Source organism: Methylobacterium segetis, from assembly GCF_004348265.1.
Taxonomy (GTDB): domain Bacteria; phylum Pseudomonadota; class Alphaproteobacteria; order Rhizobiales; family Beijerinckiaceae; genus Methylobacterium; species Methylobacterium segetis.
Genome location: NZ_SMNT01000012.1, coordinates 1 through 21,663 on the forward strand (window position 1 = coordinate 1; position 21,663 = coordinate 21,663).

The 21,663-nt window shown below is 69.5% G+C and carries 21 protein-coding genes; 14 read left to right on the forward strand and 7 right to left on the reverse strand.

From position 1 onward, the window contains the following. From E1J50_RS04890 to E1J50_RS04900, 3 genes are all read left to right on the forward strand, one after another. Positions 1-994, forward strand: a 994-nt coding sequence (locus tag E1J50_RS04890; protein WP_132250995.1) for an efflux RND transporter periplasmic adaptor subunit, incomplete at its 5' end; no start/stop codon positions are given. A 9-nt stretch (positions 995-1,003) separates the two neighbouring features. Continuing rightward, positions 1,004-3,151 (forward strand): PqqD family peptide modification chaperone, encoded by a 2,148-nt coding sequence (locus E1J50_RS04895; RefSeq protein ID WP_132250997.1) that lies wholly within the window; start codon positions 1,004-1,006, stop codon positions 3,149-3,151. A 28-nt stretch (positions 3,152-3,179) separates the two neighbouring features. After that, positions 3,180-5,168 (forward strand): preprotein translocase subunit SecA, encoded by a 1,989-nt coding sequence (locus E1J50_RS04900; protein ID WP_132250999.1) that lies wholly within the window; start codon positions 3,180-3,182, stop codon positions 5,166-5,168. 111 nt (positions 5,169-5,279) lie between these two features. On the opposite strand, the gene E1J50_RS04905 is transcribed toward E1J50_RS04900, so the two are convergent. From E1J50_RS04905 to E1J50_RS04915, 3 genes are all read right to left on the reverse strand, one after another. Beyond that, positions 5,280-5,516 (reverse strand): hypothetical protein, encoded by a 237-nt coding sequence (locus E1J50_RS04905; RefSeq protein ID WP_165937779.1) that lies wholly within the window; start codon positions 5,514-5,516, stop codon positions 5,280-5,282. Between the two features lie 189 nt (positions 5,517-5,705). Next, positions 5,706-7,511 carry a translation elongation factor 4 gene (gene lepA / locus E1J50_RS04910; protein WP_132251001.1) on the reverse strand — a complete coding sequence of 602 codons (1,806 nt, stop codon included), beginning with the start codon at positions 7,509-7,511 and terminating at the stop codon, positions 5,706-5,708. A 144-nt stretch (positions 7,512-7,655) separates the two neighbouring features. After that, on the reverse strand, positions 7,656-8,438 hold the full coding sequence (locus tag E1J50_RS04915) for a HugZ family pyridoxamine 5'-phosphate oxidase (protein WP_132251003.1): 783 nt from the start codon (positions 8,436-8,438) through the stop codon (positions 7,656-7,658). Positions 8,439-8,719: 281 nt separating this feature from the next. On the opposite strand from E1J50_RS04915, the gene E1J50_RS04920 reads away from it, so the two are divergent. From E1J50_RS04920 to E1J50_RS04940, 5 genes are all read left to right on the forward strand, one after another. After that, positions 8,720-9,430 carry a response regulator transcription factor gene (locus tag E1J50_RS04920; RefSeq protein WP_109887320.1) on the forward strand — a complete coding sequence of 237 codons (711 nt, stop codon included), beginning with the start codon at positions 8,720-8,722 and terminating at the stop codon, positions 9,428-9,430. A 37-nt stretch (positions 9,431-9,467) separates the two neighbouring features. Beyond that, positions 9,468-11,270, forward strand: a complete 1,803-nt coding sequence (locus E1J50_RS04925; protein WP_132251005.1) for a stimulus-sensing domain-containing protein — start codon at positions 9,468-9,470, stop codon at positions 11,268-11,270. Beyond that, positions 11,267-11,782: an HPr kinase/phosphorylase gene (locus E1J50_RS04930; protein ID WP_132251007.1), complete on the forward strand. Its 516-nt coding sequence runs from the start codon at positions 11,267-11,269 to the stop codon at positions 11,780-11,782. Before E1J50_RS04925 ends, E1J50_RS04930 begins: the two co-directional genes overlap by 4 nt. A gap of 125 nt (positions 11,783-11,907) precedes the next feature. Further along, complete coding sequence (locus E1J50_RS04935; RefSeq protein WP_109887322.1) at positions 11,908-12,309, forward strand: PTS sugar transporter subunit IIA; 402 nt, start codon at positions 11,908-11,910, stop codon at positions 12,307-12,309. A 122-nt stretch (positions 12,310-12,431) separates the two neighbouring features. Then, positions 12,432-12,755 carry an HPr family phosphocarrier protein gene (locus E1J50_RS04940; protein WP_132251009.1) on the forward strand — a complete coding sequence of 108 codons (324 nt, stop codon included), beginning with the start codon at positions 12,432-12,434 and terminating at the stop codon, positions 12,753-12,755. 2 nt (positions 12,756-12,757) lie between these two features. Here E1J50_RS04940 and E1J50_RS04945 read toward each other — a convergent pair whose 3' ends face one another. From E1J50_RS04945 to E1J50_RS04955, 3 genes are all read right to left on the reverse strand, one after another. After that, positions 12,758-13,615, reverse strand: a complete 858-nt coding sequence (locus E1J50_RS04945) for a GNAT family N-acetyltransferase (RefSeq protein ID WP_132251011.1) — start codon at positions 13,613-13,615, stop codon at positions 12,758-12,760. Positions 13,616-13,728: 113 nt separating this feature from the next. Then, a complete protein-coding gene (locus E1J50_RS04950) occupies positions 13,729-14,808 on the reverse strand; it encodes a CobW family GTP-binding protein (protein ID WP_132251013.1) in 1,080 nt (359 codons plus the stop codon). A 109-nt stretch (positions 14,809-14,917) separates the two neighbouring features. Continuing rightward, on the reverse strand, positions 14,918-16,429 hold the full coding sequence (locus tag E1J50_RS04955) for a D-alanyl-D-alanine carboxypeptidase family protein (protein ID WP_132251015.1): 1,512 nt from the start codon (positions 16,427-16,429) through the stop codon (positions 14,918-14,920). Between the two features lie 322 nt (positions 16,430-16,751). Between E1J50_RS04955 and queE the strand changes: the two genes are divergently transcribed. The 3 genes from queE to queC are packed head-to-tail and all read left to right on the forward strand — an operon-like array spanning position 16,752 to position 18,506. Then, the gene (gene queE, locus E1J50_RS04960; protein WP_132251017.1) at positions 16,752-17,384 is read left to right on the forward strand and encodes a 7-carboxy-7-deazaguanine synthase; all 633 of its coding nucleotides are present in this window, start codon (positions 16,752-16,754) and stop codon (positions 17,382-17,384) included. 41 nt (positions 17,385-17,425) lie between these two features. Beyond that, the gene (queD, locus tag E1J50_RS04965) at positions 17,426-17,782 is read left to right on the forward strand and encodes a 6-carboxytetrahydropterin synthase QueD (RefSeq protein ID WP_132251019.1); all 357 of its coding nucleotides are present in this window, start codon (positions 17,426-17,428) and stop codon (positions 17,780-17,782) included. Between the two features lie 4 nt (positions 17,783-17,786). After that, positions 17,787-18,506, forward strand: coding sequence for a 7-cyano-7-deazaguanine synthase QueC (gene queC / locus E1J50_RS04970; RefSeq protein WP_132251021.1), 720 nt, complete (start codon positions 17,787-17,789; stop codon positions 18,504-18,506). 3 nt (positions 18,507-18,509) lie between these two features. Here queC and E1J50_RS04975 read toward each other — a convergent pair whose 3' ends face one another. Continuing rightward, the gene (locus E1J50_RS04975; RefSeq protein WP_132251023.1) at positions 18,510-19,070 is read right to left on the reverse strand and encodes a TetR/AcrR family transcriptional regulator; all 561 of its coding nucleotides are present in this window, start codon (positions 19,068-19,070) and stop codon (positions 18,510-18,512) included. 174 nt (positions 19,071-19,244) lie between these two features. On the opposite strand from E1J50_RS04975, the gene E1J50_RS04980 reads away from it, so the two are divergent. Genes E1J50_RS04980 through E1J50_RS04990 form a run of 3 tightly spaced genes read left to right on the forward strand, consistent with a single transcriptional unit; the run spans position 19,245 to position 21,654 of the window. Beyond that, entirely contained in the window at positions 19,245-20,180 is a 936-nt protein-coding gene (locus tag E1J50_RS04980) for a quinoprotein relay system zinc metallohydrolase 2 (protein WP_132251025.1), read from the forward strand. 35 nt (positions 20,181-20,215) lie between these two features. After that, positions 20,216-21,046 carry a quinoprotein dehydrogenase-associated SoxYZ-like carrier gene (locus E1J50_RS04985; protein ID WP_132251027.1) on the forward strand — a complete coding sequence of 277 codons (831 nt, stop codon included), beginning with the start codon at positions 20,216-20,218 and terminating at the stop codon, positions 21,044-21,046. An 8-nt stretch (positions 21,047-21,054) separates the two neighbouring features. Further along, the gene (locus E1J50_RS04990; protein WP_132251029.1) at positions 21,055-21,654 is read left to right on the forward strand and encodes a rhodanese-like domain-containing protein; all 600 of its coding nucleotides are present in this window, start codon (positions 21,055-21,057) and stop codon (positions 21,652-21,654) included. The last annotated feature ends 9 nt before the right edge of the window (positions 21,655-21,663 follow it).

The following is a 21,663-nucleotide window of genomic DNA, read 5'->3' on the forward strand; positions in this document are numbered from 1 at the left end:
GGGGGCGGTGACGCTGGAGCGCCCGGGCGAGCGGCCGTTCCTGCCCGAGACGATCGGGCTGATCGCGGCGACCTGCGCGGCGGTGGGGCCGGTGCTCGAGGCGAAGCGGCAGAACGACCGCTGGCTGGTGGTCAAGGCGGGCGACGCGGCGGCGGGGCTGGCGCGGCGGATCGTGGGCCCGAACCGGACGGGGCTGAAGCTGGCGCTGGCGGGGCTGGGGGTGCTGGCCCTGGCGCTGTCGCTGGTGGAGGCGGAGTACCGGGTGACGGCGGATGCGCGGGTGGAGGGCTTGGTGCGGCGCTCGGTGGTGGCGTCCTACGACGGCTACCTGAAGGCGGCGCAGGTGCGGGCGGGCGACACGGTGCGGCAGGGGGATCTCCTGGCGAGCCTGGAGGACCGGGACCTGGCGCTGGAGCGTCTGCGCTGGGTGACGGAGCGGCAGCAGCGGACCTACGAGTACGACAAGGCGCTGGCGACGCGCCAGCCGGCGACGATCAACGTGGTCAAGAGCCAGATCGAGCAGGCGGAGGCGCAGATCCGGCTTCTGGACGAGCAGCTGGCGCGGGCGCGGTTCGTGGCGCCGTTCGACGGGCTGATCGTGTCGGGGGACCTGTCGCAGGCGATTGGCGGGGCGATCGGCCGGGGTCAGGTTCTGTTCGAGATCGCGCCCCTGGACGCCTACCGGGTGGTTCTGAGCGTGGACGAGCGGCTGATTGCGGATCTTCGGGCGGGGCAGCGGGGCCAGATGCTGGCCTCCTCGCTGCCGGAGGAGCCGCAGGCGCTGACGGTGCAGACGATCACGCCGGTGGCGGAGGCGCGCAACGGGCGCAACCTGTTCCGGGTGGAGGGTCGGATCACGCAGGGTTCGACGCGGCTGCGGCCGGGCATGGAGGGGATTGCCAAGGTCGATGTGGAGCGGCGCCTGCTGGTCTGGATCTGGGCCCGCCCCCTCGTCGACTGGGCCCGCCTCACCCTCTGGCACTGGATCCCCTGAACCAAAACGATGGCCCAGTCCCTCTTCAGCCATTCCTGGTACCGGGTCGCGGGATTGAAGCCGCGGCTGCGCCGCCATGCCGAGATCCATCGTCAGCGCTTCCGCGGCGAGGTCTGGTATATCCTGCAGGACCACCAGACGGGGCGTTTCCACCGCCTCTCGGCGGTGGCGAACTTGATCGTCTGCATGATGGACGGCCGGCGTTCCCTGCAGGAGATCTGGGAACTGGTTGCCAGGCGCAACGAGGAGGATCCGCCGACCCAGGACGACGTGATCCGGCTGATCTCGCAACTGCACGGCTCGGACCTCCTTCAGGGTGATCTGCCGCCCGATCTCGCGGAACTCGCCGAGCGCTCGGAATCGACCGCTCGGCGCACCCTGATCGCGCGGGTGCGCAATCCGCTCGCGCTCCGCTTCCCCCTGTTCGATCCCGACGCCGCGCTCGACCGCCTCGGCCCCCTCTACCGCCCCTTCTTCACCGCCTGGGGTTTCGGCTTCTGGCTCGCGGTGCTGATCAGCGGCGCGGTCCTCGCGGCCCTGAACTGGAACGAGCTGACGGGCGACGTGGCCAACCAGATGCTCTCGGCGCAGAACGTCGCGCTGATGATGTGCCTCTATCCCGTCATCAAGGCCCTGCACGAGGCGGGGCATGCCTGCGCGGCCAAGGCCTGGGGCGGGGAGGTGCACGAGGTCGGCATCATGCTCCTCGTGCTGATCCCGGCCCCCTATGTCGATGCCTCGTCCTCGGCCGCCTTCGCCAGCAAGTGGCAGCGGATGATGGTGGCCTCGGCCGGGATCTTCGTGGAGCTGTTCCTGGCAGCGGTCGCCGCCATCGTCTGGACGCTTGCGGAGCCCGGCCTCGTGCGCGCCGCGGCCTTCAACGTGATGGTGATCGGCAGCGTCTCGACCCTCGTCTTCAACGGCAACCCGCTGCTGCGCTTCGACGGCTACTACATTCTCGCGGACCTGCTTGAGATCCCGAATCTCGGCTCCCGCGCGAACCGCTACGTCTTCTACCTGATCGAGCGCTACGTCCTGAAGATCGAGGGCACCGAGAGCCCGGTCACGGCCCGGGGCGAGCGGTCCTGGATGGTCTTCTACGCGGTCGCGGCCTTCCTCTACCGCACCACCGTCTCGCTCGCGATCGCGACCTTCGTCGCGACGCAGTACTTCATCTTCGGTGTCCTCCTCGCGATCCTGGCGGTGACCGGCATCGTCGTCGGGCCGGCCGTGAAGGGCCTGAAGTTCATCTTCGCCGATCCCAAACTGAACGGGCGGCGACGGCGGGCGATCCTCGTGACGGGCGGCGCCTGTCTTGCGATGCTTGCGGCCTTTTTCGTGGTGCCCCTCCCCTACGCGACCATGGCGCAGGGGGTGGTGTGGGCGCCGGACGACACGCAATTGCGCGCCCGGACCGATGGGATCCTGACCGAGCTCCTCGTAACGCCCGGCCAGGAGGCGGAGGCCGGCGCGGCGGTAGCGACGTTGGACGATCCGAGCCTCGACAGCCGCGTTGCCGTCCTGGAGGCGCAACTCTCGGAATTGCGCCTGCGCTACGACGCCGCCCGCCTCGGCGACCGCGTGCAAGCCCAGATCCTCCAGGAGCAGATCGCGAGCACGCAGGAGAGCCTGCGCGTCTTCCGCGAGCGGCGCGCCGACCTCACGGTGCGTGCCGAGCATACCGGCCGCCTGATCGTGCCTGGATCGACCGACCTGCCGGGCCGGTATCTGCGCCGGGGGGAGCGCATCGGCTACGTGCTCGCCGCCGACGATCCCGTGGTGCGGGTGGTGGTGCCGCAGGCCGATGTCGACCTGATCCGCAGCCGCACGCGCGCGGTGGCGGCGCGCCTCGCGGAGGCCCCAGAGACCGTGCGCCGAGGCGCTATCGCCCGCGAGGTGCCCGCGGCCCAGCAGGACATCCCGAGCCTCGCACTCACGACCCAGGGCGGCGGCACGATCGCCGTGGATGCGAGCAACCCGCAGAAGCCGGTGGCGCTCCAGAGCATCTTCATCTTCGACGTGCAGCTCGCCGGAGGTCTCCCGCTCGACGTCCTCGGCGAGCGCGTCTACGTCCGATTCGACCACGGCCGCGAGGCCATCGCGTGGCGCTTGTTGCGCGGCTTGCGGCAGGTCTTCCTGAGCCAGTTCCGTGTCTGACGCACTCCCCCTCCCTCAGCAGCCTCCGATGCGCCTCCCGAGTGCACGAGCCTATGCCGAGCGGGTGAACCCGAAGGCGAGCGCCCTGGATCAGGCCGCGGCACGGGTCGTCGGCCTGCTGCGGGCCCGGTTCTCGGGGCTCGCCACCCGGCGCTACGCGCGCATTGCGCGGGATGCGCTGGCGCAGGCCGAGGCCGTTGCCGCACTCCCACGCGAGGCGCTGGATGCCGAGATCCGCGCCGTCGCCGGGCGCCTGCGGGGCCGCGAGCGCTTTCGCGATGGCGACATCGCCCGGGCTTTCGCGCTGATCCGGGAGATGTCGGGCCGGGTCAGCGGCCAGCGCCATTACGGCGTGCAGATGATGGGGGCGGCCGCGCTCCTCGACGGTCGGATCGCCCAGATGGCCACCGGCGAGGGCAAGACGCTGACGGCGACCCTGGCCGCTGGCGCCGCGGCGCTGGCAGGACTTCCCGTCCACGTCGTCACAGTCAACGATTACCTCGCCGAACGCGACGCCGAGCTGATGCGCCCGCTCTACGCGTCCCTCGGACTCAGCGTCGGAATCGTGAAGGAGAAGCAGGAACTGCCCGAGCGCGCCGCGGCCTATGCCTGCGACGTCACCTACTGCACCAACAAGGACCTCGCCTTCGATTACCTGAGGGATCGCATCGCGCTTGGTCAGCGCGCCAGCGACGTGCGGATGAAGCTCGAGAGCCTGCACGCACCGGGCGCGCGGCTCGGGAAATTGCGGTTGCGCGGCCTCCACTTCGCCATCGTCGACGAGGCCGACAGCGTGCTGATCGACGAGGCGCGCACGCCCCTGATCATCTCGGCGCAGGCGGGCACGCAGTTCGGTCCGGAAATCCTGTCCCGCGCGATGGCCCTCGCGTCCCTGCTCGCGAGCCCGCGGGATTATCTCATCGACCAGAGTGAGCGCCGCGTCATCCTGACTGACACGGGGCGCGAGCGGGTCGCCGATCTCGTCGCCGGGGACGGCGCGGCTTGGCGCGGCCGCGTGACCCGCGAGGAACTGATCAGGCAGGCGCTCTCGGCGCATCACCTGTTCCTGCGCGACGAGCATTACATCCTGCGCGACGGCAAGGTCGTCATCGTCGACGCCAATACCGGCCGCGTGATGCCGGACCGGTCTTGGAGCGACGGTCTTCACCAGATGATCGAGCACAAGGAGGGCTGCGACCTCTCGCAGGGGCGTACCACGATCGCGCGCATGACCTACCAGCGCTTCTTCCGGCGCTACCGGAGGCTCTCGGGTATGACCGGCACCACGACGGGCGTGGTGTCCGAGTTCTGGACCGTCTATCGCCTGCCCGTCGCCCGCATTCCGACGCATCGGCCGGTACAGCGGCGGCATCTGCCGGACGCCGTGCTGCCGGAGGCGGCGATCCAATGGCGGCAGGTGACGGCACGGATCGCGGAGCTCCACGCCCTCGGCTGCCCCGTCCTCGTCGGCACCCGTTCCGTGGCCGCCTCGGCCAAGGCCAGTGCGCATCTCACGGCGGCGGGACTGCCGCACACGGTGCTGAGCGCCGCCCAGGACGGGACGGAGGCCGACATCATCTCAGAAGCCGGCCAGCCCGGCCGAATTACGGTCGCGACGAACATGGCCGGGCGTGGGACCGACATCAAGCTCGGGCCCGGGGTTGCCGAGGCCGGCGGCCTGCACGTGATCATGGTCGAACGGCAGGATGCCCGCCGCATCGACGATCAACTCGCCGGACGCAGCGGACGCCAGGGCGAGCCGGGCTGCTTCCAGGCGATCCTCTCGCTCGATGACCCGCTCCTCGACGGGGCCACGCTATCCCGCGGGCTCGTCCGCAGGATCCTGGCCATCGCGACGGCGCTCGCGGGCGCAAGCCGCGCCGAGAGGCTCGGCGCCTTCCTGTTGCGCCGTGCACAGGGACGAACCGAGAGCCTGCACGCGCGCATGCGTGCCGACCTGCTCCGATCCGACCAGATGCAGGACCGCATCCTGGCCTTTGCAGGCCATTCCGAATGATCGCGTCGCGGGAATAGGTCGACCGTACGCTTCCCGCCACCTACGGCTAGCCTCGTCGCCGTCGCTCCCCTCTCGGGAGCCACCGCCGACTGACCGGGTAATCCGCTCCGCTCAGCTGCGGTCGCGCGTGCTGCGGGTGCCGGCCACGGCGGCCCGGCAGGCCGTGTTGAGCTTCTGCGGCTGGCTGCGCAGGCAGGCGGTGATGCGGCCCGCATCGGGACTGTAGGCGCTGCACAGACGCAGGACGTCCGGTGTGCAGGCCGATTGCTGATCCTGCGTTCCCTGCGCCGAAGCGCCGGTCGCGATCAACAGGAATGCGGTGCAGGCAACGAGAGAGCGTGGAGTCACGAGCTACCCCTCTGTGCTGCAGGGGCACGGAACCGCCGGCTCACCTGGAGGGTGAGCTTAGCCATTCGGACTCCGCCGCGGCAACCCGGCAGGGTTGGAGCCGCTCGAAGGAGCGCAACCATTCGGTGTGAGAAGCGTGGCTCCTGTGCCGTCGATGCCACAGGCTCCGCGAGGCCTTACCCTTGGCCCTCACGTGTCCATCTTCAGGGCGGCGATGAAGGCTTCCTGCGGGATCTCCACCCGGCCGAACTGGCGCATGCGCTTCTTGCCCTCCTTCTGCTTGTCGAGGAGCTTGCGCTTACGGGAGATGTCGCCGCCGTAGCACTTGGCCGTCACGTCCTTCGAGAGAGCCCGGATCGTCTCGCGGGCGATGATCTTGCCGCCGATCGCCGCCTGGACCGGGATCTGGAAGAGATGCCGGGGGATCAGATCCTTCAGCTTCTCGCACATGGCACGTCCCCGGGACTCGGCACGGGCGCGGTGGACCAGCATCGAGAGCGCGTCCACGGGCTCGGCGTTGACGAGGATCGACATCTTCACGAGGTCGCCCTCCCGGTAATCCGAGACGTGGTAGTCGAAGGACGCGTAGCCCTTCGAGATCGATTTCAGCCGGTCGTAGAAGTCGAAGACCACCTCGTTCAGCGGCAGATCGTAGACGACCATCGCCCGCTTGCCGACGTAATTGAGGTCGACCTGGATGCCGCGCCGGTCCTGGCAGAGCTTGAGGACGCCGCCGAGATATTCATCGGGGGTCAGGATCGTTGCGCGGATCCAGGGCTCCTCGATCGACTCGATCTTCATGATGTCGGGCATGTCGGCCGGGTTGTGCAGCTCCTTCAGCGTGCCGTCGCTCATGTGCAGGTGGTAGACCACGCTCGGCGCCGTCGAGATCAGGTCGAGGTTGAATTCTCGCTCCAACCGCTCCTGGATGATCTCGAGATGCAGGAGACCTAGGAAGCCGCAGCGGAAGCCGAAGCCGAGGGCCGCGCTCGTCTCCATCTCGTAGGAGAAGCTCGCGTCATTGAGCCGGAGTTTACCCATCGCCGAGCGCAGGTTCTCGAACTCGGCGGCATCCACCGGGAAGAGGCCGCAGAAGACGACCGCCTGCACTTCCTTGAAGCCGGCCAGCATCTCGGTCGTCTGACGCTTGTCCTCCGTGATGGTGTCGCCGACCCGAGTGTCGGCCACCTCCTTGATCGAGGCCGTGAGGAAGCCGACTTCGCCGGGGCCGAGCTCGCCGATATCGGCCATCTTGGGCCGGAACACGCCGATGCGATCGACGCCGTACACGGCATCGGCGCCCATCATGCGGATCGTCATGCCCTTCTTGAGCACGCCGTCGACGATGCGCACCAGCACCACCCCGCCGAGATAGACGTCGTACCAGGAATCGACGAGGAGCGCCTTGAGCGGCGCGCCCCGGTCGCCCTTCGGCGGCGGCAGGCGGGTGACGATCGCCTCGAGAACCGCCTCAATGTTGATGCCGGTCTTGGCCGAGATCGGCACTGCGTCGGACGCATCGAGGCCGATCACCTCCTCGATCTGCTGCTTCACGCGGTCCGGCTCGGCCGCCGGCAGGTCGATCTTGTTGAGGACCGGGACGATCTCGTGGTTGGCATCGAGCGCCTGGTAGACGTTGGCGAGGGTTTGAGCCTCGACGCCCTGCGAGGCATCCACCACGAGGAGCGAGCCCTCGCAGGCCGCGAGAGAGCGAGAGACCTCGTAGGCGAAGTCGACGTGGCCGGGCGTGTCCATCAGGTTGAGGACGTAGTCCTTCCCGTCCTGGGCGCGGTACTCGAGCCGCACGGTCTGCGCCTTGATGGTAATGCCGCGCTCGCGCTCGATGTCCATCGAGTCGAGCATCTGCTCGCCCATCTCGCGCTGGCTCACGGTGCCCGTCGTCTCGATGAGGCGGTCGGCGAGCGTCGACTTGCCGTGGTCGATATGCGCCACGATCGAGAAGTTGCGGATGTTGGCTATCGGGGACGCGGTCATCAAGAAACCATCTGCGGCACCCCCGCGGTCGGGAGACCGACGGGGCGCCGTCTCATGTTCGGAAGCACGTGTGAGCCGCAGATAGCAGTGCGGCCCCGGCGCGCCAAGCGCGGGGACGGGCTGCGCTTCCGCTCCACAGGTGGCTCAGCCGGCCTTCTCGCGCGCCGCGGCGGCCATCGCGACGAGGGATTTGCGCAGGCTCGCCATGTCGCGCACCGGCTCCGGATAGGTGATCCGCGCGGTGCGCTCCCCCGCCATCAGGTCCATCCCCTCCGGGTCGAGGCCGCTCAGCCGCCAGGTTCCCTCGCCCTCGCCGACCGCGGCGGCGTAGAGTGCCAGGGCGTCGGCGTGGTCCGCATTCATATGCTCCACCGCGCCGCGCTCGCCCGCGGCCACCGCTTCGGCGCCGGACAGGTCGAGGAGAAGTTCGGCGGCGGTGAGGGTCGCCGCCTTGGCGAAGCCTCCGTTGAGGTGCCCGGCCTGGGGCGCGAGGGCGAAGAAGCCGAAATCGGGGAAGTCGGCATAGAGCTTGGCCTTCGGGTGGCGGGCGAGGAAGCGCTCGCGCGCGCGGGTCTCTCCCGTCTGCGCGGCGCGGCCCGTCACGGTGAGGCGCGGGTGGGCGAGCGGATCGCCCTTTCCTCCCTGGGAGAAGAGGAGCGAGCAACGGGGATCGGCGATCAGGTTGCGGGTATGCGCGGAGAGCCGCGACAGCAGCATCAGCGGCGTGCCGTCGACGTCGGTCGCGATGGTCACGAGGGAGGCGAAGGGCGTGCCGTCGACGGCGTCGATCGTGGCGAGCGCCCCTGAACGGACATTGCGCAGGAGAGTACGGGCCAGGCCGATCGCGTCGAAGGGCGCCTCCGCAGCCGGAAGCGGTTGCGCCGGCCCGCGCCGCTCCGATCGTCCCGCGCCGCTTTCCTCACTCATCGGACCCGACTCCGCCCTGCGCATCAACCACCCGGATCATAGCGCGGGACGCGACGGGCACGAGCCCCCGGACCCCGCGACCTGTTAACCGGATACGGCCAAGCTACGCACGACGCTCGCTTTTTTCCAGCGATGCCGTTAAAGCTCCATCCTTTCCGCGCGAAACGGACCCCGCGCCCTGCGCGTGGTTGCGTTCGTGTCTTTGCCTGCCCCGTCGGGGGCCGGAGCCGGCAAGCGGGTGGGCACAATCCCGCGCCGCCTCCGATCAGTAGGGAACGCGCATGCCGACCATCGCCCTCGTCGACGACGACCGAAACATCCTGACCTCCGTGTCGATCGCTCTGGAGACAGAAGGGTATCGCATCCAGACCTATACCGACGGCGCTTCTGCGCTCGACGGTCTGCGCCACTCCCCGCCCGACCTCGCGATCTTCGACATCAAGATGCCGCGCATGGACGGGATGGAGCTTCTCCGACGCCTGCGGCAGAAATCCGACCTTCCCGTGATCTTTCTCACCTCGAAGGACGAGGAGATCGACGAGTTGTTCGGCCTGAAGATGGGTGCCGACGATTTCATCCACAAACCGTTCTCCCAGCGTCTGCTGGTCGAGCGGGTGAAGGCGGTGCTTCGGCGATTCGCGCCCAAGGACGGCCCTGGCGCCCCCGCCCGCGAGGCGGATGCCGCCGCCCGCTCCCTGGAGCGGGGCCTCCTCATGATGGATCCGGAGCGCCACACCTGCACCTGGAAGGGCGAGCCGGTGACGCTGACCGTGACCGAGTTCCTGATCCTGCAGGCGCTCGCGCAGCGGCCCGGCGTCGTGAAGAGCCGCAACGCCCTGATGGATGCGGCCTACGACGATCAGGTCTACGTGGACGACCGCACGATCGACAGCCACATCAAGCGGTTGCGCAAGAAGTTCAAGGTCGTCGATACCAACTTCGATATGATCGAGACCTTGTACGGCGTCGGCTATCGCTTCAAGGAAAGCTGAGATCGCCTGATTCGCAGTCTCCGCTCCCCCGCTCGCGATGCTCTCACCCCTTTTCGGGAAATCCGTGCCAGGCCAGGATGATGAAGGCGGTCGCCGCGGCCCCCTGACGTGGCCGAGCGCCTTGTGGCACGCCGTCGGCCAGCGCGCCTCGTCGAGCCTGACGCGGCGCATCGTGGTGCTCAACCTCGTTGGGCTCATCGTCCTCCTGCTCGGCTTCCTCTACCTCAACCAGTTCCGGCAGGGCCTGATTCAGGCGCGCGTCCAGAGCCTGCTGATCCAGAGCGAGATCATCGCGGGGGCCATCGCCGCCTCGGCCTCGGTCGACACGGACACGATCCGGATCGATCCGGACAAGCTGCTGCAGCAGCAGGCCGGCGAGAGCGGGGCATCCGACGACCGTCCCTCTCCCCTCGCCTTCTCGCTGAACCCGGAGCGCGTCGCGCCCCTGCTCCGCCGCCTCGTGACGCCCACCGGCAATCGCGCCCGGGTCTACGACGAGGAGGGCGGGTTGCTCTTCGACACCCGCTCCCTCTACGCCCGCGGCGATATCAATCGTCCGGAGCCCGCGCCGATCCGCCCGCACAAGCGCAGCCTCGTCGAGCAGGTCTTCGACTACGTCCAGGGCACGATCTTCGGCCTCGTCGGAGACCGTTCCAAAGTGCAGGAGGAGGTCGGCCCTCAGAACGGCCGCTCTCTGCGCGAGGTCCAGGCGGCGCTCGGCGGGGGGCGGGGAAACATCGTCCGCCGCAACGAACTCGGCGAGACCATCGTGTCGGTCGCCGTTCCGATCCAGCGGGGCGGCGCGGTCCGGGGCGCCCTGATGCTCTCGACGCAGGGAGACGCGATCGACCGCGTGATCGCATCCGAGCGGTTCGGCCTCCTGCAGGTGTTTCTCGTGGCGGCCCTGGTGATGGTGGTGCTGTCGATCCTGCTCGCGGGCGCCATCGCCGGGCCGGTGCGCCGCCTCGCCGACGCCGCCGAGAAGGTGCGGATGGGGATCAAGTCCCGACAGGAGATCCCGGACTTCACCTACCGCACCGACGAAATCGGCCATCTCTCCGGCGCCCTGCGCGACATGACCCAGGCGCTCTACCGGCGCATCGACGCGATCGAGAGCTTCGCGGCCGACGTCAGCCACGAGTTGAAGAACCCGCTGACCTCCCTTCGGAGTGCCGTCGAGACGCTGCCGCTCGCCAAGAGCGACGAGTCCCGCGGGCGCCTGATGGAGATCATCCAGCACGACGTGAAGCGCCTCGACCGCCTGATCAGCGACATCGCCGATGCCTCCCGCCTCGACGCGGAACTCGCTAGGGCCGAGGCGAAGCGGGTCGATCTGCGCAAGCTCCTCAACACCGTCGTCTCGGTGGCGAACGAGCGTCGCCGCCCGAAGGATGCCCTCATCCAGCTCGACGTCGATGCGGCATCCGACCAAGAGAACACCTTCACGATCATCGGCCACGACAGCCGCCTCGGTCAGGTGGTGAACAACCTGCTCGACAATGCCCGCTCCTTCTCGCCGTCCGAGGCGAAGGTGCGTGTCGCCTTGCGCCGCGTACGCAACGAGGTCGAAATGATCTGCGAGGACGAGGGGCCCGGCATTCCCGAGCACGCGATCGAGCGGATTTTCGAGCGCTTCTATACCGATCGTCCGGAACAGGGCTTCGGGCAGAATTCGGGTCTCGGACTCTCGATCTCACGTCAGATCGTGCAGGCGCATCGCGGTACGATCCGCGCCGAGAACAGGCCCGGACCGGCGGACGAGGAGGGGCAGCCCACCGTGCGCGGTGCTCGGTTTATCGTGCGCCTTCCCTTGGCGCCGCGGCAGGCGGCTGCGGCTTGAGTCGGACCGACCCCGCCGAGGGGCCGGATGCGACGACCGTTCACGCGACCTGCGTGGTCGTCGGCGAGGGCGGCATTCTGATTCGCGGAGCGGCCGGTGCCGGCAAGTCGTCCCTCGCGCTGGGCCTCCTCGATCGTGCCGAGCGCGAAGGGCTTCACGCTCAGCTCGTCGGAGACGACCGCATCCGCATCGAGCGGCATCACGGCCGGCTGGTCGCGCGGCCGCACCCGGCGATCGTCGGCCTCATCGAGGTCCGCGGCCTGGGGCTGCGTACCGTTCCGGCGCTCGATGCTGCCATCCTCCGCCTCGTGGTTGATTGCGTAGAACGGGCGGAACGGCTGCCGGAACCGGCCGAAGCCGCGGTCGTTCTCGGCATCGCACTGCCGCGCCTGGTTCTCGACCGCGCCGTGCGGGAAACCGGACAGGCACCGGCTCACGTGATGGGCGCGCTGGCCGTGGCTTCGCGGTCGCAGTGCGGCGCTCTCGGGCCGGGTCCTGCCGAGGCCCCGTAGCGCCCTCGTCTCCGCCGTGGCATGATCGTGATGTCGTTTCGAGCAAAACGTCGCGACCGCCTTGCGCATCGTCGTGCGGTGCACAAAATGGCGGCTTCGCTGGCTAGGCGTCGGAAAACGCGTCGATGATTGGAATGGTGCTCGTCACCCACGGGTTGCTGGCGACCGAGTTCAAGGCCGCGCTGGAGCACGTGGTCGGCCCGCAGAAGCAGATCGAGACAATCACGATCGGACCCGAGGACGATATGGAGTTGCGTCGGCGGGATATCATGTCGGCCGTCGGTCGGGTCAACTCGGGAAACGGGGTCGTGGTTCTCACCGACATGTTCGGCGGCACACCGTCGAACCTCGCCCTGTCCTGCATGAACGGCGGCGCCGTCGAGGTCGTGGCCGGCATCAACCTGCCCATGCTGATCAAGCTCGCGAGCGTACGGGACGAGGAATCGCTCGGCGACGCGGTCCTTCACGCGCAGGAAGCGGGTCGCAAGTACATCAACGTGGCCTCCCGCGTTTTGGCCGGAAAGTAGCCTTCCACTCGCCCTTTCGATTGATTAGGCACGGGTTCAACGAATCCGTCGGTCGCGCTGAAGCCCATTGGGCCGGCGTCGGCCGGTGACCAAGTCGACCCGAGAGGAAGCGCACCGAGCCGATGAGCGAGACCTTCGCCGCCGACGACGAAGAACAGCCACCGGTTCCGGATGGCGGATTCCTTCGTATCCTGCCGATCATCAACCGGCGCGGTCTGCACGCCCGCGCCTCCGCGAAGTTCGTCCAGATGGTCGAGCGCTTCGATTCGACCGTGACGGTCACGCGCTCGGGCGAGACCGTGGGCGGGCGCTCGATCATGGGTCTGCTGACGCTGGGCGCGGCCCAGGGCACCTCCATCGCCGTCACCGCGGTCGGCATCGACGCCGAGGCGTGCCTCGACGCGATCGAGGCGCTGCTCGCCGACAGGTTCGGCGAGGACGAGTAGGGTCAGGTCTGGGCCGCCGCAGCGGCGCTGCGCCACAGGGTTTGCCGCGTTCCGAGGCGGAGGCTCCCCGCGACGATCAGGCCGGACCGGCTCGCGAGGTCGATGCTCACGGCTCGGCGCCGGGCGAACAGGCGCGTCACGACCCGCACCATCGCCGCTTCCGACGGATCGGCAACGATCGGGCGGCGGGCCGTCCGCGCGTCGAGGGCGAGGAAGTCTTCGACGGCGTCGCGGACGCGGCCTGGCTCGGAGACGCTCTCGAACTCTTCGGAGAGGAAATCCGCGGGTCGGACACCGACCATGTGGGACGTCGGCACCGCGCGACGGCCGGATCGGGCCTCGCTCGCAGGCAACAGCGTGAATCGGCATTCCGGCGCCATTCCCGCGTTCAGGTCCGGGAGCGCCATGGCGAGGCGCCATCCCGCGCGGGCAAGCGCGTCACGGAGGGCCGATGCCACCTCCTGCGCGCAACTTGCTTCGATGCTCAGTCCGGTACCGTGCGGCAGGCCCGGCGGCGACCACAAGCCGGCATGGCTGCGGCGCCAGAGTGAGCCTCCGAGGACGAGTGGGAGCACGCCTCTGAGTGCTTCGGCTCCCTCGTCGCGTCGACACCAGACGAACCCGAGGACGACGGCTCTCCCGGCGCTCTGATGTCGGGCCGCTGGTAACAGATAGTCGGGGTCCGCGAAGGGCGTCTGCGCGGAGCCGGTCCGGACGAGGAGCGCGCGCCAAGCCGCGATCTCCGGCTCGCCGACGGTGCCGACCGAGCGCAGATCGACCCGCCAACGCCGCTCACCCGCCGGAAGGTCCTGGGAGGAGCCCGCCAAGCCGCCCGCGATCACCGTGAAACGTTGCACCATCGTTACGTTCCGTTCCCGCCCGCCGTCCCGCTATGGGACGAAGCGGCGCCCCACCGCCGCCGCGGGAGCTCAGGGAACAAGGATGGTGCCGCGGCCGGTGCCCCGATTCCGGATCAGCCGTGGGGAATGGCGAGGGGGTTCGCGGTGAGCGCGGCCGCGTCCGGCGCATCGACGCGCGGCCGCCCGAGGAAGGCGTCCCAGAGCTTGGCCACGAAGGCCGGCTCGAGATCGCGGACGATGAGGACGAGGCGGGACGTCCGGTCCTCGTCCGGCCAGGAAGCCAAGCTGACCGGCGCATGCAGGACGTGCTGGACGCCGTGCAGGACGAGCGGACGCTCAGGATCCTCGGCAAGCGCGACGAGCCCCTTCAGGCGCAGGAGGTTCGCGCCCTGGCTTGAGCGCAGCAGATCGAGGAACATCTCGAGCGCCGCCCGGGACACCGGCACGTCGCTCGTCAGGGAGAAGGCACGGATCGACGCGTCGTGCCGGTTCACATCCCCGTCCCGCGGAGCGTAGGCGTCCGGCACCGCCTCGCCGAGCCAGGCGCGGAGACCCGAGATCCGCTCGTCCACGCCGAACGGGCCATCGAGGAGATCCGCGGCCGGAACATCCGGCCCCGCGATCGCAGCGACGGGGTTTAGGGCCGTCAGGCGGACACGCAAGCGGTCTGCACCCTCGGCATCGAGGTCGGACTTCGCCAGGATGATCCAGTCGGCGACGGCGACCTGACGGATCGCCTCCGGATGCGTGTCGAGCGTGGCGGCGCCGTTCACGGCATCGACCACAGCGACGACGCCCTGCAGCCGATACCTCAGGGCCAAGTACGGATGGTAGATCAGCGCGTGGAGGATCGGCCCCGGATCGGCCAGGCCCGTCGTCTCGATGACGACGCGGCGAAAGGCGCGGATCCGCCCGTTGTCGCGGCGTCGCAGCAGGTCCTCGAGGGCTGCGATCAGGTCGCCCCGCACGGTGCAGCAGAGGCAGCCGGCGCCGAGCAAGACCATGTCGTCGTCGATCGTCTCGATCAGCAGATGGTCGAGTCCGATCTCGCCGAACTCGTTGACGATGACGAGGGTGTCGGCGAAGTCCGGGTCGCGCAACAGACGGTTGAGGAGCGTGGTCTTGCCGGCGCCCAGGAAGCCGGTGAGGACGGTGAGCGGGATCGGTGCCGGGCGCCTCGGATCGTCGGTCATCGCATCGGCCTACCGGCCGAAGCGGGTGCCCGCAAGCGGGATGCTGCGAGGCCCAGGATTCGCCCTGTTCGGACGCGCTGGATGGGGCGCGATCAGGCCCCGGTCGAGATCACTCCTTGGGCTTCGCCTTCGCCGGCTTCGCGGCGGGCTTGTGAGCGGTCTGAGCGGTCTTCGTCGCGCCGGGCTTGGCCGCACCGGGCTTGGCCGCGTGAGGCTTGCTGCCGCCCTTCGCCTGCGGAATCGCGGGCTTCGTCTCGACGGAGGTGTAGGCCGTCGCCGCCTTCGGAACGCCGCCGGCCCGCGCCGCCGCCTTCGGGGCTTCGGGCTTGCGCGCCGCCTGCTTGACCTCGGGCTTCGCGTCCGCCTTCTTCGCCTCTGCGCGGGCGGCCTTCGCGGCGAGGGCCGCCTCCCGCTTGGCCTTAGCGGCTTCGAGCTTCGCCGTCCGGGCGGCGAGCTTCTGCGCCTTCTCGGCCTCCTCCTGCTCGTTGAGCATGATCTGGCTCTCCGCCGGATCGCGGCCGACCCAGACGAGCACGGGCTGCAGCGGCGCGCGCGGCGGGAGGGAGCGCGCCCGGAGCGCCGCGCTGTTCATGGTGGCGAAGGCGAGCGCGGAGGAGGCCGGCGCGGCGGCACCCATGAGTTGCGCGTTGGCGTTGTCGGCGCTGGCGCCGGCCGCGGCGGCGCTCGCGGTGATGGCGCTCTGGCCTTCGTCAACCGGCATCGGCTTGCGCTTGTCGCAGATGTAGGGGCGCATGTCGGGCGGCTCCGACAGGGACGAGCTCGGCAGGGCATCGACGCTCTGGGCCGTCCAGCCGGGCGACTGGCCGAACCCGTAATCGAACAGGTCGGCGGCCTTGAGGTCCCGCTCCCGGGCCGAGGGCTGGCCCATCACGACGGTGATGATGCGGCGGCCGTTGCGGGTCGCGCTCGCGACCACGTTGAAGCCGCCCGAGCAGATGAAGCCCGTCTTCATGCCGTCGGCGCCGGCGTAGCGGCCGAGCAGGCCGTTGTGATTGGCCATCACGGCACGCCCGAACTGGATGGCGCTGATCGAGAACAGGGGACGTGAATCGGGGAAGTCGCGCATCAATGCGCGCCCGAGGATCGCCATGTCGCGGGCCGAGGTCCACTGGCGCGGATCGGGAAGCCCGTTCGGATTGGACCAGCGGCTCTCGCGCATGCCGATGCGGCGCGCCGTCTCGTTCATCATGTCGGCGAAGCCCTCGACCGAGCCGCCGAGATTCTCGCCGATCGCCCAGGCCACGTCGTTGGCCGACTTGACCATGATGATCTTCAGGGCGTTGTCGAGGGTGATCTGGGTGCCGGGCTTGAACCCCATCTTGGACGGAGGCTCCGCGGCCGCGGCGGGCGAGATCGTGAGCAGGGTGTCGAGCGTGACCTTGCCCTGGCGCACCAGATCGAGGGCGACGTAGGTGGTCATCAGCTTCGTGATCGAGGCCGGATACCAGGGGTCGGTCGCGCCCTGCGCGTAGAGCACCTTGCCCGAATCGGCGTCGACCACGAGCATCGGAGCCGTGACGGCGTGGGCGGCGCCCGCCCCGACGAGTCCCACCGCGACGAACAATCCTCGGGCGAAACGGCTCAGCATTCGGTTCGGCATCAGGCCTGTCTCGAGAGGGGCCGGGCGGGCACAGGCCCGGCGCCGGGTCGGCACGGTAGCTAGGACGCGGCCAAGCTTCGGCGAGTCGGGAGCAACGCTGAGAGGGCGCAGCCGCTCCACACGCACCCTGAGCGTGCGACGTCCTGGCACCGACTTCAACGCGCGATCCGTGGCGAGAGGATGGCGGGCGCCGCCCTCCACAGGTTTGGCGCGAGCCGCGCGCATGGCTGCCCGCTGGCGTCCCGGCCGCCATCGGCCTATGTGCGGGGCGCGATTGATGTTTTCTCACCGGCGACGGCGCCGGGCGGCCCCTCACGAGACCATGGCGTACGCGGTCAAGGAAGTGTTCCACACCCTGCAGGGCGAGGGCGCGCAGGCGGGCCGGGCCGCCGTGTTCTGCCGCTTCGCAGGATGCAACTTGTGGTCGGGCCGCGAGGCGGATCGCGCGGGGGCCGCCTGCACGTTCTGCGACACGGATTTCGTCGGGATGGATGGTCCGAACGGGGGTCGATACGATCACCCCTCGACGCTCGCGACGTTGATCGCGATCACCTGGGAAGGGGGCGAGCACGGGCGCTTCGTGGTCTTCACCGGCGGCGAGCCGCTGCTCCAGCTCGACGAGGCGCTGATCGCGGCGGTCCATGCCCGCGGCTTCGAGATCGCCGTCGAGACGAACGGCACGCTGGCCGCACCGGCCGGCCTCGACTGGATCTGCGTGAGCCCCAAGGCGGGCAATCCTCTCGTGCAGACGAGCGGCCACGAGCTGAAGCTCGTCTATCCCCAGGCCGGCCTCGACCCGGCCGCCCTCGTCGGCCTCGACTTCCGCCATCGCTGGCTGCAGCCTATGGACGGGCCGCAGGCCGCGGGGAATACGCGGGACGCGGTGGCCTATTGCCGGGGGGACGCGCGCTGGCGCCTCTCCGTGCAGACCCACAAGATGATCGGCATACCCTGACCGCGCCGGACGGCGCGCGGGACCACGCAGAAGATGGTTCGATGAAGATCACCCAGGCCTTCACCTTCGAGGCGGCCCACCGCCTGCCCAACGTGCCCGAGACCCACCGCTGCCACCGGATGCACGGGCATTCCTACCGGGTCGAGCTGACGGTGAGCGGCGAGGTCGATCCGCGGACGGGCTGGATCGTCGACTTCTACGACATGGAACGCGTCTTCGCGCCGATCCTTGCCCGCCTCGATCACCACACCCTCAACGAGATCGAGGGGCTGGAGAACCCGACGGCAGAGCATATCGCGGCCTGGATCTGGCATCGCACCAAGGGCGGCCTGCCCGGATTGTCGCGGGTGAAGGTCTGCGAGACCCCGATGTCCTGGGCGGAGTACGAGGGCGACTGACACGATGGCGGATGCGAGGGCCGACGACGGGGCGCTGGTTCTGTTCTCGGGGGGGCAGGATTCGACCACCTGCCTGGCCTGGGCGCTGGACCGCTTTCCCCGGGTGGAGACGCTGGGCTTCGATTACGGCCAGCGCCACCGCGTCGAGCTCGCCTGCCGGGCGCGCCTGCGCGACGGCCTCGCTCAAGTCGAGCCGGCCTGGGCGCGCCGCCTCGGTGCCGACCACACGCTCGCCCTCGATGCCCTGGGCGCCGTCTCCGAGACGGCGCTGACCCGCGACACCGAGATCGGCTTCGAAGCGGGCGGCCTGCCGAACACCTTCGTTCCCGGCCGCAACCTCGTCTTCCTCACCTTCGCGGCGGCGCTGGCCTACCGGCGAGGCCTGCGCCACATCGTCGGCGGCATGTGCGAGACCGATTATTCGGGCTATCCCGATTGCCGGGACGACACGATCAAGGCGATGCAGGTGGCGCTCAACCTCGGCATGGAGCGCCGCTTCGTCCTCGACACGCCCCTGATGTGGATCGACAAGGCGCAGACCTGGAAGCTCGCCGACGAACTCGGCGGCCGGGCGCTCGTCGACCTCATCGCCGAGGAGAGCCACACCTGCTATCTCGGCGAGCGCGGCGAGCGGCACGAATGGGGCTATGGCTGCGGCACCTGCCCGGCCTGCGACCTGCGGGCCAGGGGCTACGCGCGCTTCGTCGCGGAATTGACGGGCTGAGCCTCAGCGCAGGCTGGCGCAGAGGGCCCGGAGCGTCGCCGAGAAGGCGGGCGGGCCGCCGAGCAGCCGCTCCATCAGAAGCGCACCCTCCAGGGTCGAGATGACGAAACGGGCCTGGGCGGCGGTGTCGAGGCCGGCGCGCACGCTGCCCTCGGCCTGGCCCTGGCGGAGCACCCTCTCCAGCCACGCGATGTGCCGGTCGAAGAACGTGACCACGGCCTCGCGCAGGCGTGCGGGCAGCGCCTCGCCCTCGGTGGCGAGGGCGGCGCAGAGGCAGCCGAGCCCCTGCTCGACGCCGCCGAGATAGAGCCGCCCGTAGGCTTCAATCCGGGCGACTGCGTCCGGGTTCTCGGCCAGGATCGCGTCGAGGGCCGTCTCGTAGCGCGCCTCGTAAGCCTGCATCAGGGCGAAGCCGAGATCCTCCTTCGTGCGGAAATGGTGGTGGATGCTCGCCTTGCGGATGCCCACCGCCGCGCTGAGGTCGGCATAGCTGAAACCCGAATAGCCGCGTCCCCGGACGAGGGTCTCGGCCTCGGCCAGAAGCTCTGCACGCGTGTCTCTCATGCCCGACGTCCCGAGGCCGCAGCCGTGATCACGAGCCGGTTATCCCATTGACGCCCCCGGAAATCTACCTACTAAATGGTTGGGAGAAGAACCGGGAGGAAACCGCATGACGCCGAGGACGGCGGAATCGCGCGCCGGACGGCACGGGACCTCGGGTTCATCGGGGCACGGGCGGTGACGCGCTCCCTCTCGCGCCGGCAGGCCGTGTTCGGCGGGCTCTGCCTCTGCTGCCTGCCGAGTCTCGGGCGCGCCGCGGCCGAAGCCTTCGAGATGCGCGAGGTCGGGCCGGGCGTCTTCGTCCGGTGCGGATTGCACGAGGAGGCGACGGCCGAGAACGCCGACGCCATCGCGAATATCGGCTTCATCGTCGGGCGCGACGGCGTGCTCGTCACCGAGACGGGCGGGAGCCTCGCGGACGGGCAATGGCTGCGGGCCGAGATCCGGAAGCGCACGGATAAGCTGATCCGTCACGTCGTGCTCACGCACGTCCACCCGGATCACTGCTTCGGCGCGGCGGCCTTCGCGGAGGACAAGCCGATCATCATCGGCCACCCCGCCCTGCGCGGCGCCCTCGAGGCGCGCGGCGCGTATTACCGGCAGCGCCTCGCGGAGATTCTGGGAGCCGATCGGACGGGCAGCGTGGTCTACCCGACGCAGGCGGTGACGGACGGGGCGGAGATCGACCTCGGCGACCGGACCCTGCGCCTCACCGCGCACGGCACGGCGCACACGAATTGCGACCTGTCCATGCTCGATACGGGCAGCGGGCTGCTCTTCCCGGCCGACCTGCTCTTCGTCAACCGGATCCCCTCCCTCGACGGCAGCCTCGTCGGCTGGCTGAAGGAGGCCGAGCGGTTGAAGGGGATGGGAGCGGCCCGGGCCGTGCCCGGCCACGGCCCGGCGAGCGTCGAGCTCGCGCCGGCGCTCGCCGATCTCACCCGCTATCTCGGCACCCTGCGCGACGAGACGCGCCGGGCCATCGCCTCGGACGTCCCGATCGAGAAGGCGGTGCAGAGCGTCGCGCAATCCGAGCGCGATCACTGGCTCTTGTTCGACAGCTACAACGGCCGCAACGTGACGCAGGCCTACAAGGAACTTGAGTGGGAATAGGCCCGGAGCCACATCCTCCGGTGAGGAGAAACGCCATGAAGACTCGTCACCCGCTCGCCCTCGGGCTCGCCCTGTCCACCGCCCTCGCGGCGGCGCTCGCCCCCGTGCCGGGCCTCGCGGCCGGCGCCTCGGATTCCGATACCGAGCGTCAGGCCCGCTGGACCGAGATCGCAACCTCGATCTTCGGCGACCGCAAGATCGAGCCGACCGACACGCTGATCAAGGTCGACGCTCCGGCCCGGGCGATGGACGCGGCGCTCGTGCCGATCACGCTAACCATGCCCGAGAAGGACAAGATCAAGGGCGTCCATTTCATCATCGACGACAATCCGTCGCCCTACGCCGCCCACTTCACCTTCGGCCCCGCCGCCGATCCGGGCGAGCTGAAGCTGCGCGTGCGCATCAACAACTACACGAACGTCCACGCGGTCGCCGAGACCACGGAGGGCAAGCTCTTCGAGGCGCAGAAATTCGTGAAGGCGTCCGGCGGCTGCTCGGCCCCGATGGGCATGAGCGACGAGGAGGCCATGCGCGGCATGGGCGACATGAAGATGAAGTTCTCGGGCGACGCGCAGAGCGGCAAGCCCGTCGAGGCGACCCTGATGATCCGCCACCCGAACTTCTCGGGCATGCAGATGAACCAAGTGACGCGCGACTACACCCCGGCCCGCTACATCAACAAGGTGACCGTCAGCTACGGCGACGCGAACGTCTTCACCATGGACGGCGACATCTCGATCTCGTCGAACCCGGTGATCAACTTCGCCTTCGTGCCGAAGGGCAACGGGCCGATCAAGGTGGCCGCGACCGACAACCAGGGCGGCCAGTGGCAGCACAGCTTCACCGCGCCCTCGCCGAGCAATTGAGGCCGCGCGTGCCGAACCCGCCGCGACCCGCCCTCGCCCCGCGCCTCGGGGCCGCCCTGTTCGCCCTCGCCGCGCTCCTCGCCGCGGCGCCGGCGGATTCGCCCGTCGACGTGCCGGAGCCCGCCGAGCTCTGGACCGGGCCGCAGCACGGCTACACGCCGGCGACGCTGAAGGGGGCGACGGTGATCGATGTCGGCGCGCTGGATGCGCTGCTGCCCGAGAAGCCCGTGCTCCTCGACGTCGCGATCATGGACCGAAAGCCCGACGGCTTCCCGGCCGGGCGGCCCTGGCTCCCCGCCCACCGCTCGATCCCGGGCGCGACCTGGCTGCCGAATGCCGGCGCGGCGCCCCTGCCGCCGGACGAGGAGACCCTGTTCTACCGCCGCGTCGAGGACCTGACCGGCGGCGACAGGGGCAAGCCCGTCGTCACCTTCTGCCATCCCGAATGCTGGGGCAGCTGGAACGCGGCCAAGCGCCTCGTCGCGAAGGGCTACACCCGGATATACTGGCTGCCCGAGGGCGTCGAAGGCTGGCAGGAGAGGCACGACACGAGCGTGGTCCGCCAGGACCCGGCCTGGGCGGCCCGCTCCACCGCCCCGCAACGCTGAGCCGACGAT